14 protein-coding genes are annotated in these 14,015 nt (G+C 69.5%); 6 read left to right on the forward strand and 8 right to left on the reverse strand.

The genetic code is table 11. From position 1 onward, the window contains the following. Positions 1–604 precede the first annotated feature (604 nt). A complete protein-coding gene (locus AB0H84_RS36680; protein ID WP_357614951.1) occupies positions 605–1,870 on the reverse strand; it encodes a helix-turn-helix transcriptional regulator in 1,266 nt (421 codons plus the stop codon). A 50-nt stretch (positions 1,871–1,920) separates the two neighbouring features. Here AB0H84_RS36680 and AB0H84_RS36685 point away from each other — a divergent pair, with 50 nt between their 5' ends. Next, positions 1,921–2,619, forward strand: coding sequence for a haloacid dehalogenase-like hydrolase (locus AB0H84_RS36685; protein ID WP_357614954.1), 699 nt, complete (start codon positions 1,921–1,923; stop codon positions 2,617–2,619). A 253-nt stretch (positions 2,620–2,872) separates the two neighbouring features. Here AB0H84_RS36685 and AB0H84_RS36690 read toward each other — a convergent pair whose 3' ends face one another. The 5 genes from AB0H84_RS36690 to AB0H84_RS36710 all read right to left on the reverse strand — a co-directional run bounded on the left by AB0H84_RS36690 (position 2,873) and on the right by AB0H84_RS36710 (position 7,037). Continuing rightward, entirely contained in the window at positions 2,873–3,487 is a 615-nt protein-coding gene (locus tag AB0H84_RS36690; protein WP_357614957.1) for a TetR/AcrR family transcriptional regulator, read from the reverse strand. Then, complete coding sequence (locus AB0H84_RS36695) at positions 3,484–4,950, reverse strand: FAD-dependent oxidoreductase (RefSeq protein ID WP_357614960.1); 1,467 nt, start codon at positions 4,948–4,950, stop codon at positions 3,484–3,486. Before AB0H84_RS36695 ends, AB0H84_RS36690 begins: the two co-directional genes overlap by 4 nt. A gap of 118 nt (positions 4,951–5,068) precedes the next feature. After that, positions 5,069–5,248: a hypothetical protein gene (locus AB0H84_RS36700; protein ID WP_357614962.1), complete on the reverse strand. Its 180-nt coding sequence runs from the start codon at positions 5,246–5,248 to the stop codon at positions 5,069–5,071. Positions 5,249–5,307: 59 nt separating this feature from the next. Then, entirely contained in the window at positions 5,308–6,597 is a 1,290-nt protein-coding gene (locus AB0H84_RS36705; RefSeq protein WP_357614965.1) for an ArsB/NhaD family transporter, read from the reverse strand. Next, positions 6,594–7,037: a CBS domain-containing protein gene (locus AB0H84_RS36710; protein WP_357614967.1), complete on the reverse strand. Its 444-nt coding sequence runs from the start codon at positions 7,035–7,037 to the stop codon at positions 6,594–6,596. The genes AB0H84_RS36705 and AB0H84_RS36710 overlap by 4 nt, the downstream gene beginning before the upstream one ends. Before the next feature lie 281 nt (positions 7,038–7,318). On the opposite strand from AB0H84_RS36710, the gene AB0H84_RS36715 reads away from it, so the two are divergent. From AB0H84_RS36715 to nhaA, 4 genes are all read left to right on the forward strand, one after another. Next, the gene (locus AB0H84_RS36715; protein ID WP_357614970.1) at positions 7,319–8,542 is read left to right on the forward strand and encodes a cation:proton antiporter; all 1,224 of its coding nucleotides are present in this window, start codon (positions 7,319–7,321) and stop codon (positions 8,540–8,542) included. 284 nt (positions 8,543–8,826) lie between these two features. Further along, positions 8,827–10,047 carry a glycosyltransferase gene (locus AB0H84_RS36720; RefSeq protein WP_357614973.1) on the forward strand — a complete coding sequence of 407 codons (1,221 nt, stop codon included), beginning with the start codon at positions 8,827–8,829 and terminating at the stop codon, positions 10,045–10,047. Positions 10,048–10,095: 48 nt separating this feature from the next. After that, a complete protein-coding gene (locus AB0H84_RS36725) occupies positions 10,096–10,281 on the forward strand; it encodes an alpha/beta hydrolase-fold protein (RefSeq protein WP_357615405.1) in 186 nt (61 codons plus the stop codon). 73 nt (positions 10,282–10,354) lie between these two features. Further along, positions 10,355–11,650: a Na+/H+ antiporter NhaA gene (gene nhaA, locus AB0H84_RS36730; RefSeq protein ID WP_357614976.1), complete on the forward strand. Its 1,296-nt coding sequence runs from the start codon at positions 10,355–10,357 to the stop codon at positions 11,648–11,650. A 4-nt stretch (positions 11,651–11,654) separates the two neighbouring features. On the opposite strand, the gene AB0H84_RS36735 is transcribed toward nhaA, so the two are convergent. Together AB0H84_RS36735 and AB0H84_RS36740 are read right to left on the reverse strand one after the other, a co-directional pair. Beyond that, complete coding sequence (locus tag AB0H84_RS36735) at positions 11,655–12,803, reverse strand: FAD-dependent monooxygenase (RefSeq protein ID WP_357614979.1); 1,149 nt, start codon at positions 12,801–12,803, stop codon at positions 11,655–11,657. Further along, positions 12,800–13,285 (reverse strand): transcriptional regulator, encoded by a 486-nt coding sequence (locus tag AB0H84_RS36740; RefSeq protein ID WP_357614982.1) that lies wholly within the window; start codon positions 13,283–13,285, stop codon positions 12,800–12,802. Before AB0H84_RS36740 ends, AB0H84_RS36735 begins: the two co-directional genes overlap by 4 nt. A 150-nt stretch (positions 13,286–13,435) precedes the next feature. Between AB0H84_RS36740 and AB0H84_RS36745 the strand changes: the two genes are divergently transcribed. Then, the gene (locus AB0H84_RS36745; RefSeq protein ID WP_357614983.1) at positions 13,436–13,969 is read left to right on the forward strand and encodes a DUF998 domain-containing protein; all 534 of its coding nucleotides are present in this window, start codon (positions 13,436–13,438) and stop codon (positions 13,967–13,969) included. Positions 13,970–14,015 lie beyond the last annotated feature (46 nt).

Raw genomic sequence — 14,015 nt, forward strand, 5'->3', positions numbered from 1 at the left:
GAAAGCTATCTCGCTGGGCTCCACCTACGTGGTGCCATCTTGTGGATCCGAAGCCTGCAGCCCACATAGAGATCCGAACTCAGAACAGGCCCTAGGCCGAGCCGGTTCCAGTGGAAGATCAGAATGTGGGTCAGGAGGGCGCGCAGCCCGCGGTCGAGGCGACCTTCGGCGGCGGCGTGGCCGAACTCACGCCCAGCGGCCTGCCAAGCGGTCAGCCAGGGCGCGGCGAACGCCGCGCCCTCGCCGGGAGCGAATGGCCCGCTTCCGGCTTGGACAGGTATGGACAGCAGGGCGCGCACGCTGTCGGCAAGGTGGTTGACGCGTGCGGCGTCGGCGCCCACAGGTGTGGGCGTAGCCGGGCCACCCGAGCGAAGACGTCGCCGCACTCGAACTCGTCCATGTCCGCCGCGCGCTGTAGAGCGCTAATCAGCAGGAGGGACAGTTCACGGCGGCCGAGGCCGGGCGCGCCAGCGGCGGCTTGGGCTCTGTCTGCCATCCCTTGCATGATCACCACCGCTGTCCGTCGAGTGACGTTTCCAGCGACGGTAGGGATGCCAACAGGTCGCCACCCGAACTGTCAGTTCGGGTAACCAGCAGCTAGGAGTCAAACAAGGCTGAGCCGTTCAGCCAGCGCATCAACCTGCCGCCGATAGGTGGGACGTACGCGACGGCGGAGACGTGTGACCATGTCTTGGGCGAGCGGGTTTCTGGCCAAGTCCTCGGGTGCAATCTGTTCCAGATCAAGCAGATGCACCAGCACGGCCGGGTCTTCCCGGCGCAAGTCGTAGCAGCGGGCAACTTCCAGAAGGAAGGTGAAGCGCCGTTCCATAGACGGTAGGTGGACGGTGTCGATCTGATCCGCGACGCGTAGGGCTTCTGCAGCCTCGCCGGCTTCCATCTCGATGCTTACCGCGTGAAGTTCGACGTTGGTAGGTCCAAAGACTGTCCACATCGTGTTGCCCTCTCCGATCCGCTGGGCACGCGGTGCGGCGTTGTCGGAGAGACGTTCACGTGCTTGCCACCACTGCTTGCGACGAGCGTCGGCCACGACCGCCACCAGTTCCAGCTCGCCCGCCATCGCGACCACGTCCGCATTCTCTGGCAGGGCGCGCAGGCCTTCGATGCCTCGGAGTGCGATCTGCTCGGCTCCCTCGTACTCGCCATCGGCGAGAAGGACATGCCCTAGGTTCCATTGCGCCGCGGCCAGCCGAATCGGATCATCAGCGTCTTCGGCTGCGCGCAACGCTCGGTCCGCAACCATGAGCGAGAGGTCGACGCGCCCAGCACGACGGCAATACGAGCGAAGCATGAAATAGAGGTCCGCGGCCGTTCTTAGAACGTCCCGCCGCGTCCCGCTGTCAGAGCCCAGGCGGTGAGCTCGTATGGCGTCCTCGGTGTCGACAATGAGAGCGGGCAGAACGGACGCGGCCTCGGTGAACCGTTTTGGACTGGTTTGCCAGATCCGCCACGCCAATTCCACGCGCTCACGCAGCTCCGCCAGGGCCACGGGCTGGGAGGTATCTCTCGGGCCGTACCCCATGAGGGCGGTGACGACGCTGTCGGCAACGTGGGCGTTCTCGGCCAGGAGCTCGTTTCGTTTCTCACTCAGCAGAGCCGAAATCGGGACTCCCAGCTCGGTCGCGAGAGCCTGCAGCACTGGTAGAGAGGGGATCTTCAGGCCGCGCTCGATTTGGCTCAGGTACTCCTCGGTGATGCCGCATAGTCCGGCGACCGCGGCTTGTTTGCGCTGCCTCTTTTCCGCCAGTAGCGGATACGTTCGCCGACGGGAAGCGAAGATGCGCTCATCCGGCCCCCTTCCTACCGATGCATTGAGAGTAGACCGCGACAAGACTCGCAAGGGCAGATCCACACGAGTGTGTGACAGCCTGGAGCGCGACGGGTGGCTGCTGGAGGGAACCTATGACGGCTCGCCGGATCGTGCTGTGGGACATCGACCATACGCTCATCGACACAAGAGGTGTCGGTCGCGAGCTGTCAGCACAGGCATTCGAGCAGGTGACCGGCGTGCCCATGCTCAAGCAGGCGAAGATCGACGGCATCACCGAATCCGTGATCTTCCGGGAGACCGCGAAGCTCCATGGCCTCCAGACCGACCGGCATGACTTCGAGCGGTTTGCTTCAGCGCTCACCAAGGCGCACCTGGCGCGGGCTTCCGAGTTGCGGGAACGTGGCCACGCGCTAACTGGTGCCGCCGCGGCCCTGGAGGCACTGAGCGCGATTCCCGGCGTCGTGCAGACCGTTCTGACGGGCAATGTCCGAATGGTCGCGGAGATCAAGCTCCAAGTCTTCGGCCTTGACCGGCATATCCGCTGGGACATCGGGGCTTTCGGCGAGGACGATGATGTGCGTGCCGAACTGGTGCGCATCGCATTAGGGCGGGTCGCATCCATGTTCGGGGAGCCGGTGACGGCCAGCGACGCAGTGCTCATCGGAGACACGCCGGCCGACGTCGAGGCGGCCCTTGAAAGCGGAGTGCCGATGATCGCGGTGGCATCAGGGCGAAGCTCAGTTGATGACCTGCGCGACGCCGGAGCTGTCCGCATCCTGCCTAGCCTCGCAGATACAGGCGGGCTCGTGGCCATGGTGCGAGAGGCTTAGCCGCTTCGCGTGCGTACCTCCGATCGCCGCGGCCATCGCCTACCTCAACCCGCACCTGATCCGGATCGTGCTGCGCGATCCGGCCTGGCGAAAACGGCTGGGTCCGGCTGGCGTCGCACCCGCACTGCAGCGCCCTCCGACAATGGAAGGCTTGGCCGCCGCCATCCGCTTGGCCCTCACCGGCCAGGCACTCGCCAGGCGCGCAGTCCCTCGGCGAGCGCGTCTGCGCAGGGGGACGGCGTCACCACCGCGGTCAAGGTCCTTGAGCGGGTTGGTACAGCCCCACCTGGCGGTAGACGGCCTTGAGATAGTCCAGCATCCCGGCGGCGTCGGGCGGGTCCGGCTGCAGCACGCGATAGGTGACGGCTGCGGCCATCATGTCGATCAGGACGTCCAAGTCGGCGTCCGCCGCCACCGTGCCGTCCTTCTGCGCGCGCCGCAGCATGGCGGCGGCCAACTGGCGGCGGGGCAGGATGTAGTGCTTCCAGTAGACGGCCATCAGCTTCGGATGGCTGACAGCCGAGCCCATGACGCGGGCAACCAGGGCGCGGAAAGCCGGACTGGCGACCATCTCCGCCGCCGCGGGAAGGGCGCGTTCGATGATTTCCTGTGGGGACAGGGCCTCGACCTGGGCGGGGGAGGGAGTTAGCTCGGCGGCGACCGACTCCTCGATGGCCTGGGCGATCAGATCTTCCTTGGTGCTCCAGCGTCGGTAGACGGTGAGCTTACCGACGCCGGCCCGTTTGGCGATCTGCTCCATGCTGGTGCCCTCCACACCGCGTTCGAGGAACAGTTCCAGCGCCGCGCGCAGGATCGCGGCGTCGGTCTCGGGATCGCGGGGACGTCCGCGTCCTCGGGCAGTGGTCACTCAAGTGCTCCGTCCAGCCAGCGGGCGAGCTCGGCCGGACCGCCCTTGCAGGCCAGGTGGGCGTCCGGGCGTACGAGCATAGTAGGCAGCGCCTTCTCCGCCGGCTGCAGGAGTACCACGTGATCGCCGAGCCGGCGGCGGGCTGCCTCGAAGGCGTCCGCACCGCCGAGGACCGCCCAGCGGCCGCGGAGCTCTGCGTGCAGTCGGGTGCGAGTGCCGTCCGGGCGCTCGCAGGCGAGATCGGGGATCCGGTCCCCGGGCCGGGGCTTGCGTCCGCGGCCGCCGAGTGGGCCGCCGCGGTAGCTGACCCACAGTTGGGAGGTGGTGTACGTGGCCCAGCGCTGGAGCCAGGGGATGTTGAACACCGGCACGAGCACCTGGTCACGCAGGAAGCGGCCGAGTGGCCCGGCGGCGATGTTGACTTTGGTGGCGGCGGTGCTGCCGCGCAGAACCTGCGTGGCGAGCGGGCGGCGTTCGGCCTCGTAGGTGTTCAGCAGTCGCTCGCCGGCCCGGCCTTGGACCACGAGGGCCAGCTTCCAGGCGAGGTTCTCGGCGTCGCCGAGTCCGGTGAGCATGCCTTGACCGCCGAAGGGGGCGTGTACGTGCGCGGCGTCCCCGGCCAGCAGGATGCGCCCTTGTCGGTAGGTGTCGGCCAGACGACGGTGCACATTGAACAGTGACGCCCATGTGGCGTCGAGCAGCCGGATGTCCGGCAGGCCGGTACGTTCGGGCAGGATGCGCCGCATGCGGTCGGCGATCTGTTTCTCGCTGGGCCTGTCGTCGCGGAACGTGGCGTCGTAGGCGAGCAGCCGCCATTGATCGCCCGGCATGGGCATCGCGCCCAGCACGCCGTCGCGATGCACCCAGCCGCTCGTCCCCGACCGATCCAGCGGTGGATCGCCGTCGAGGCGTCCATCCACCAGCAGGAAACGCTCGCTGACCTTGACGCCGGGAAAGCCGATGCCGGCCAGTTTGCGCACCGTGCTGCCGGTGCCGTCGCAGCCCACCAGCCACCCCGCCCGCACAGTACGGCCGTCGCCGAGCATCGCGGTGACGCCGGACGCGTCTTGTTCCGCCCCGACCAGCGCGGAACCCCATCCTGGATGGCCGCCCAGCTCAGCGAGCCGCTCGCGTAGCCGCGCCTCGACGCGAGCTTGGGAGATCACCATCGGGGGCGCGGCGGTGCCGAGGCCTGGGTCGCCGAACCGGATCTTCATCATGGGGCGGTCGCCGGCGTAGGTGGTGATCGTCATGGCTCGCACCGACTCCTTCGGCAGGTCGCCCAGGGCGTTCAGGCGGTCCAGCACCTCCGAGCCCCGAGCGTGCACGAAGTTCGCCCGCGACGTGGTGGCCGGCCCGGCGACCTTGTCGATCACGAGGACCGAGACGCCGTGCTGCAACAGCGCACATGCCATTGTCAGGCCCACCGGCCCAGCGCCGACCACCAGGACATCAGTGTCCATCGCTCCACCTCCCTTTTATTTACGAGACGGTATCGTAAAATAAATCATGCTGTTGATCACCCCGTCTTGTCCAGAGGGGCTACTGAGCGACCGAGTGCACGGCTCCGCCGGTGATCGGCTAGAAGGCGCCGTCCTTGTCGCCGTGACGCGCGCGTCGTTTGACCCATGCATGCAAAACCAGACCGGCGGCGACCACGATGGCCGTCGGCCACAGCAGCGCATCCGATCCACCGGCGGCCAACCAGACGATGACGAAGGCGGCGAAGACGGCCGCCCGGACGGCGGTATCGCGATCCACGCTGGTCACCTTTTCTGCCTGGCTGCGGGAGGTGGAGTAGGGGTCCGGTGCCAGCCTGGTCACAGAAGGTAGCGCAGCCATAGGTACGGGGCGACCAACACGACCGTGACGACCGTGACGATGAGGCCGTACTTGGTGAACTGCCAGAAGCTGATCGGGGCGCCGTTGCGAGCGGCGATCCCGAGCACCACCACGTTGGCCGCGGCGCCGACGGCGGTGGCGTTGCCGCCGAGGTCGGCGCCGAAGGCCAGCGCCCACCACAGCACCTGCGCCGATCCGTTGCCGCCCGCGTGCACGAGCTGTTCGACGATCGGGCTCATCGTGGCGACGTAGGGGATGTTGTCGACGACGGCCGACAACACGGCCGAGATGCCCAGCACCCCCATCGTGGTCACCGTGAGCTGCCCGTCGGTGGCAGCCACGGCGGCCTGGGACAGCTCCTTGATCACGCCCGTTTCCACCAGGGCGCCGACCATGACGAACAGCCCGGCGAAGAACACCAGAGTGGGCCATTCCACCTCGGCGATGGCCTGCTCGGTGGTCACCTTGGTCGCCGCCACCAGCACACCCGCGCCCAGCAACGCGACCACCGACGGCGCGTAGTGCAGCACCGGATGAAGCACGAACGCGGCCAGCACCAGCGCGAGTACGGCCAGCGACTGCCACAGCAGCCTGCGGTCGGCGATCGCCTCCCGCTCGTTCAGCGCCATGACCTCGGCCGCACGCTCCGGGTCGTAGCGGAACGTCCGGCCGAACATCAGCCAGCACAAGGCGATGAACGCCACCATCAGCACGACGACCATCGGAGCCATATGGATGAGGAAGTCGTTGAAGCTCAAGCCGCCGCGGCTGGCGATGATGATGTTCGGCGGGTCGCCGACCAGCGTGGCGGCGCCGCCGATGTTGGACGCCATCGCCTCGGCGATCAGGAACGGCACCGGGTTGACCGCGAGCCGCTCGCACACCAGGAACGTCACCGGCGCGATCAGCAGCACCGTGGTGACGTTGTCCAGCAGCGCCGACGCCCCTGCGGTGATCAGCACCAGCAGCACCATCAGCCGGAACGGCCGGCCCCGGGCGCGTTTGGCCGCCCAGATCGCCAGGTACTCGAAGACGCCGGTCTCTTTGAGCACGCCGACGATGATCATCATGCCGAGCAGCAGGAAGATGACATTCCAGTCGATACCGGAGTGCTCGGAGAAGAACGCCGCCTCGGCGCCGGTGGCGTGGATGGCCAGCATGATGCCCGCGCCGCCGAGCGCGGCCGCCACTCGGTGCACCTTCTCGGTCGCGATCAGCGCGTACGCGGCCAGGAACACCGCCACGCTCACCCAGGACAGCACGCTCACGTCGCGAGTACCCGATCCAGCAGCGCCTGCAGCGTCACCGCGCCCAGCAATCGCCCGCCGCCCACGACGGCGACCAGCGGGCTGCGGGTGCGAGCCATCAGCGCGGCCACCTCGAGCACGGTCGCGTCCGGATCGGTGACCGGCAATTCCCGCGCACGTTCCGGCAGCGCCTCGCGCACGGTGCGGCCGTCCAGCGCCCGCACGAAGGCATCCGCGTGCGCCTCGTCCACCACCCGCGCCAGCGCTGGATCATCCAGGCAGTAACCGGGCACGGCCAGCCGCAGCACCTGGGTGCCGGGCAGGATGGTGACCGGCAGGCCGTCGTCGCCGACGACGATCAGACCGGGCAGATCCTGATCGGCCAGCAGCCGGGCCGCATCGATCACGGGGGAGCCGAGACCGACTGTGGGGAAGTCGGCAAGCAGGTCACGGGCGCGCACTGGCACATCCTTCGCACGTCAACGGGTTAGGACCTGCCGACCAGACTTCCCGGCGCACCTGTATGGAACCTATCAAGCGCCGTCAAGATCGCATAGGCGGGGACGCTTGCTTGCGGCGTTGTGTGGGGGTTTGGCGGCGCGGCGCCCGTCAAGAATGCGTCTGTTGCCTTGACACCGGCACTGTTATGGTTGGCGCGGTGCGCCGGGAAGTCTGGTCGGCAAGATCGTGCAAGCGGATCCGACCGGAAGGCGTCCATGATGTCCCACACGCGGTGCCCCTGATGGGCACGCTGCTGACGGCGTTCGCCTGCGTGCTCCTGCTGGCCGTCCTGCTGTCCAGCCTGGCCCACCGCACCATCCTGTCCACGGCCGCGCTGTTCCTGGTGGCCGGGTTCCTGCTGGGCGACGGCGTGCTCGGCGTGGTCTCGCTGCGGCCCGGCGACGACCTGGTGGCCACGCTGGCCGAGCTGGCGCTGTTCACCGTGCTGTTCACCGACGGCATGCGCGTCGGCTGGGCGGAGCTGCGCAGCGCCTGGCGGCTGCCGGGCCGGGCGCTCGGCTGGGGACTGCCGCTCACCCTTCTCGTCACCGCCGTCGGCGCGCACTACCTGCTTGGGCTGGGCTGGATCGAGTCGCTACTGATCGGCGCGATCTTGGCGCCCACCGACCCGGTCTTCGCCGCTGCCCTGGTCGGCAACGAGAAGGTGCCGCCCCGGCTGCGCCAGCTGCTCAACGTCGAGTCCGGCGTCAACGACGGGCTGGCGCTGCCGTTCGTCATCCTCTTCCTCGCCGTCGCCTCCGGCTCGGCCGACCTGCACCTCGGCGAGCTGGGGGTGGAGCTCGGCCTGGGCGTCGTCATCGGGGTCGCCATCCCGTGGGCGGCGATCAAGCTGGAGCAGACCCGCTGGTTCTCCGCCTCCACCCAGTACGAGCCGCTCAACGCCCTGGCCATCGGCCTGCTCGTGCTCGCCGTCGGCAAGGCCACGCACGGCAACCTGTTCCTGGCCGCATTCTCGGCCGGGATCACCGTGGCCACCTTCGGGCCGCGGCAGCGGGAGTCGTTCGAGCACTTCGGCGAGCTCATCGCCGAGGTGTTCAAGCTGGCCGCGCTGCTGGTGTTCGGCGCGCTCATCACGCCGGCGCTGCTGGGCTCGGTCGGCTGGCAGGGCTGGGTGTTCGCAATCGGCGCCCTGGTGCTGGCCCGCCCGATCGCCATCTGGCTGTCGTTCCTGCGCTCCGGGCTGTCGGTGCGCGAGCAGGCCGCGGTGGCCTGGTTCGGGCCGAAGGGGTTCGCCTCCGTCGTGTACGGGCTCCTCGTGCTTGCCTCCGGCATCGCCGCCGCGCAGCAGGTGTTCCAGATCGTCGCCGTCACCATCGTGGCCTCGATTCTGTTGCACTCCTCCACCGACATCGTGGTGGCCCGCTGGTTCGACGACGAGCGGGAGGTACCGGCCTGGTACAGCGGCGTGGCCCGGCGGTTGCGCGGATCCAGGGAAAGCTCGTGATGAGGCGCACGTGCATGTCCGGCCTCGCGGCAGATGAGCAGGCCGGTGACCGAAACGTAAAGGCGCGACCGCTACCGGCTGGCCGAGGACGTCTTCGCCCGTGCCTTCCGCGGCCAAGATGGCCGAGTTCGAGAGCTTTCGAGCGCTGGCCGAACAGGGGCTGAAGGCGGTGGCGACGACCCCGTGCGCCGGTGACGTCTGGAGCTGATGCGGGACATGTACGCGTTCATGATGGGTCGCTTCCCCGCCCTGCTGGGGGAGTGGGACGAGCTGAGGGACAAGCGATGAGACCGTTACTGATCACTGCGGGCAGCCGCGGCGACGTCCAGCCCTACATCGCCCTGGCCCGCGGGCTGCTCGCGGCCGGGCACACCCCGCTCCTGGCCGCGCCGCGGCGCCTGGCATCACTGGCCGCCGAGCACGGTGTGGAGTTCGCATCGCTCAACGACGAGATGCTCGATCTGCAGCACTCCGTCAAGGGCCAGGGTGTGCGCGCGGCCATCACCGCCGCCCGTTCCGTCAAGCCGATGATGCGCCGTCTCCTCGACGACCAGGCCGCACTGGCCGCCTGCCGGCCCGATGTGGTCGTCTATCACCCCAAGTCCCTGGGCGGGCCCTATGTTGCCGAGAAGCTGGGCGTCCCCGCCATCGCCGGCCTGTTGCTGCCGCTCTACCTGCCGACGACCGCCTTTCCCTCTCCCATCCTGCCGCTACGGCTGCCGCGCGTGCTGAACCAGGTCAGCTGGCGCGTCACGTCAGCGGTCGAGGCCCCGTACCGGAGCACGGTGCGTGCATGGCGCGACGAGGCCCTGGGGTTGAAAGGCGCCTTCCGACCGATGGCCGATCTGATCAGGGAAGGCGCGGTCCTGCACGCGTGGAGCCCGCACCTGCTGCCTGCCCCCGCCGACTGGCCCGCCGCCGCCCACCCGACCGGGTTCTGGACGTTGCCCGCCGATGAGGCATGGAGGCCGCCTGAGCCGCTGGCCCGGTTCCTGGAAGAGGGGGACCCGCCGGTGTACGTCGGCTTCGGCAGCTCGGTCGGCGGGGACCCGGAGGCCCTGGCCGCCACTGTGGTGGAAGCCGTCCGGCTCCTCGGTCGGCGGGCCGTGCTGGCCACCGGCTGGGGCGCACTACGGCCCGGCGCGGGAGCCGGCGACGTGCTGGTCATCGAGGAGGCCCCGCACGACTGGCTGCTGCCGCGTGTCGCGGTGGCCGTGCACCATGGCGGTGTCGGGACAGTCGCGGCGGCCCTGCGGGCGGGCGTACCGCAGGTGGTCCGCCCGTTCCTCGGCGACCAGCCGTTCTGGGCCGCCCGCCTGCACGACCTCGGTGTCGCTCCGGCTGCCGTCGCAGGCCGCTTCACCGCCGAAGGTCTGGCCGCCGCCATCGAGAACGCGGCAGAGCTGGCCCCGGCCGCCCACATGCTGGCCGAACGCGTTGCCGCCGAAGACGGCGTCGCGACCGCCGTGGCTCGCATCGCCGACTATGTCGGCTCCCGCCCCTGACATCGTCGATATTTCCGATGACGACCTGCCCGGAGGCGCACATGACCAATCGCTCGCCATGGTTCCGCGGTGGTCGGGATCTCCGCCGGCGGACGTACCACCGTCACCATGGCGGCCCGCCATCCGGAACTGGTGGAGCGGGTGATCCTGCGGTCGCTCAATCCGCCTTGGTTCTCCGCGGCCGGGCGAGCCAGCGGAGCCAGGTCCCGTTATATGGCTCTTTGCGTGCCTTGATACTGTATTGATAGGTGTGCCGGGAAGTCTGGTCGGCAGAGAGCGACCCGACCTTTGCGACGAGCGGAGTTCCATGCCCGGCCCCACCTTTCCACGTACCGCGCGCCTGCTGGACAGGAGCACGTGGCCAGAAGCGCGCCGTATCGCCGACATCCTGCGCAAGGAGACCATCGGCGGGGCGCTGCTGCTGGCCGCCGCCCTCGCCGCGCTGATCTGGGCCAACTCCCCCTGGGCACAGACCTACCAGGACCTGCGCACGATCCAGGTCGGGCCCGCCGCGCTGCACCTCAACCTCGACTTGGCCACCTGGGCCGCGGACGGGCTGCTGGCCGTCTTCTTCTTCGTCGCGGGTCTGGAGCTGAAACGAGAGTTCGTCGCCGGCGATCTGCGTGACCTGCGCCGGGCGGCGGTGCCGGTGGCCGCGGCGCTCGGCGGCGTCATCATGCCGGCGCTGGTGTACCTGACCGTGGCCGGTGCAGCGGGGGCCAGGGGGTGGGCGATCCCCACGGCCACCGACATCGCCTTCGCCCTGGCGGTGCTGGCCGTGATCGGCCGCTTCCTGCCGGACGCGCTGCGAACGTTTCTGCTGACCCTGGCGGTGGTCGACGACCTGATCGCCATCGTCGTCATCGCCGTCTTCTACACCTCGCACCTGGCGGTGCTCCCGCTGCTGGGCGCCCTAGTGCCGCTGGCGGTCTTCGCCGTGCTGGTCCGGCGGGGAACACGCGCCTGGTGGGTGTTGTTGCCGCTGGCGTTCGCCTGCTGGACGTTGGTGCACGCTTCGGGTGTGCACGCCACCGTGGCCGGAGTTCTGCTCGCGATGACCGTCCCCGTCCACCCCGGGACGCGGGCGGACGGGGCGACGGGCGGAGCCGGGCTGGCCGAGCACTTCGAGCACCGGTTCCGGCCGATCTCCGCGGGCGTGGCCGTGCCCGCCTTCGCCTTCTTCTCCGCCGGGGTCACCCTCGGCGGGCTGGGCGGCCTGTTCGAGACGATCGGCGAGCCGGTCGCCCTGGGCATCGTGGCCGGGCTGCTGGTCGGCAAACCGCTCGGCATCCTGGCCGCGACCTGGCTGGTGTCCCGGTTCACGCGCGCCACCCTGGATGAGGGACTGGCCTGGATCGACATGGTGGGGCTGGCGATCCTGGCCGGCATCGGCTTCACGGTGTCGCTCCTGATCGGGGAGTTGGCGTTCGGCACGGCCGGTGCCGAACAGGTCAAGGTCGCCGTCCTGACCGGCTCACTGGCCGCAGCGCTGCTGGCCGCGATGATCCTGCGGTTGCGCGCCCGCCTCTACCGGCGCATCCACGAGGCTGAGACCGCTGACTCCGACGCCGACGGGATCCCCGACCTTTACGAGAATCCCTAGCGTCTCAAGTGCCTGTGGCCGGCAGGCGGGGCGGTTGCCAGCGCCAGGTGGCGTTGCCGTCGGCGGCGATGCCCTTGCGCCACAGGGCAGCTGGCACCATGCGCAGCATGGTCACGATCGCCCGGTGGGCGACTTGAGAGGTGAGCCGCTGCCCGTCCTTGCCGGCGCCTCGGGCGGTGGCTTGGGTCCGCGGGCGGCGTTCGGCGTCGTAGCGGCGCAGCGCGTCCTCGATCGTGGGCTCGCCGGCGAGCGCGGCGGCGAGCACGACCGCGTCCTCGATCGACTGACCCGCGCCCTGGCCGCGATCGGGGCTCATCGCGTGCGCGGCATCGCCCAGCAGCACCACACGGCCACGCACGTACGTGGGCAGCGGGTCCACATGGTGGATGTCGATGTGGATGACGGCGCCGGCGGGGGTGGCCTCGACCAGCGCAGGGATAGGGTCGTGCCAGCTGCCGATGCGGCGGGCCACCTCGGCCTTCTCATCGTCATAGCGGATGCCGGGCGCCCGCGCAGTGGTGACATAAGCCCAGTACGCGCGGCCGCGGGAGAGCGGGTGGATGAGGACGTAGCCGCCCGGCCCGAGGGTGACGCTGCCGGGCAGGCCCGGCATCTCGGCGACGCCCAACCAGGCGGTGCGGCCGAGGAAGCGCGGCGCCGGCGCCTGCGGCCACAGCTGGCGGCGCATGGTGCTGCCGATGCCGTCGGCGGCCACGACCAGGTCCGCGTTCAACTCCGTGCCGTCGCAGATGACCGTCCCCGACGTCGCGTCCTGTCGCACCGCGGTGACCTCCGCATTCGTGCGCACCCAGCCTGCGGGCAGTGCTTCCAGCAGCACCCCGTGCAGGTCGGCGCGGTGGAACGCGAACAGCGGGCGCGGGTCGCCTGGCCGGGCGCGCTGCAGGTAGCGGCCGTCCGGCGTGCGCAGGTTGGCGGAGGCGTCGGTGGGCACGCCAGCCGCGCGGGCCCGCTCGCCGACGCCGAGTTCGGCGAGCGCGCGCAGGGCGTTGGGCGCCTGGGACATGCCCGCCCCGATCTCGCCCAGCTCGGCCGCCCGCTCCAGCACCGTGGCCTGCCAGCCGATCCGGTGCAGGGCCAGGGCGGTGGCCAGTCCGCCGATGCCGGCGCCGACCACGATCGCCTGTCTGGTCACGATGTCTCCTCATCGTCATCGAGGTCGTCAGCGGGGCCAAGGTGCAGGGGTGGCGCGTTGTCGAAGACCTTGGCCATCCATTCGAAGGTGGCGTGCGCCTGGCGGATGCGTGAGGCGCGCTCGTCGTCGAGGCCGACCAGTTCCACGCCGTCGCGGGTGATGTCCAGGAACGAGGTGATGGAGTCGATCTGCCGGCGCACCACCACCGCCCACGCGTCCTCGGCCATCCGGTAGTAGACGGTCCGCTCGCCCGGCCGGGTCCGCCAGGTGAGGAACCCCATGCTCGTCAGCAGCCGCAGGTTCGAGGTGAGTGAGGCGCGGCTGGCGCTGATGGCCGCGCTGATCTGCCCGGCCGACTGCTCGGGTGGATCGCACACCATCAACCAGCCCAGCACTCGCCCGGCGATCGGCGGCACCCCATCGCGCGCCAGATACATGGCGACACGTTCCACCCATTCCAGCAACGGTTCCTGTTCGGTCACACCGGCTCCTCCCCTCTTGCAGTTATTTCAGTATGAGCTAAAATCACTGTATCAAGCAAGGACATGTCCCAAGGGCGTGCTGGTGGAGAGCCGGGAAGTCTGGTCGGCCCGCGACGTTCGCCGTCGCGGAGAAAGAAGAGGGCTTTCCCGATGAATCGCGTTCTTTCGGCGCTGCTCGGCAGCGGCATCGCCGCCGGAGTGCGCCGCGCTCTACGCGGTGGGCGCGGCGCGACCTGGGGACCGATCCTGCTCGCAACGGCCGCAGCGGGAATGGGCGTCGCCGGGCTGGTGCCCACCGATCCCGCGCTGGGCTACCCGCCCGGGCAGCCGCACATCGTCACCGCCAGCGGCGTCGTTCACCAGGTGGCCGGCTTCCTGCTGTTCGCAGGACTCAGCGCGGCCGCGTTCGTGCTGGCCAGACGCATGGGAGAGGCGAGCCGTCACTGGGCCGTCTACTCCCGGCTGTCCGGGATCCTCATCATCGTCTTCGCCTTCGCCGCAGGCATCGCCTACCGTCTGGACACCCTGGGCATCTGGCGGTCCGCCCCCGCGGGCCTCCTCGAACATCTCTCCCTGCTGGCCGGATTCTGTTGGCTGTTCGCGGTGGGTGTGTACCTGCGCCGCGCCCACGCCAACAGTCAGGAGGAATCGGCGGCGTCCCTGGGACGTACGAGCCGTCAGTGACCCCGGTGTGACGGCTTGCGCACCACGCGCGCAGGGATCGTCGGCG

Origin of the sequence: Nonomuraea sp. NPDC050786 (assembly GCF_040654115.1) — a bacterium.
In the GTDB taxonomy this organism is placed as follows: Bacteria; Actinomycetota; Actinomycetes; order Streptosporangiales; family Streptosporangiaceae; genus Nonomuraea.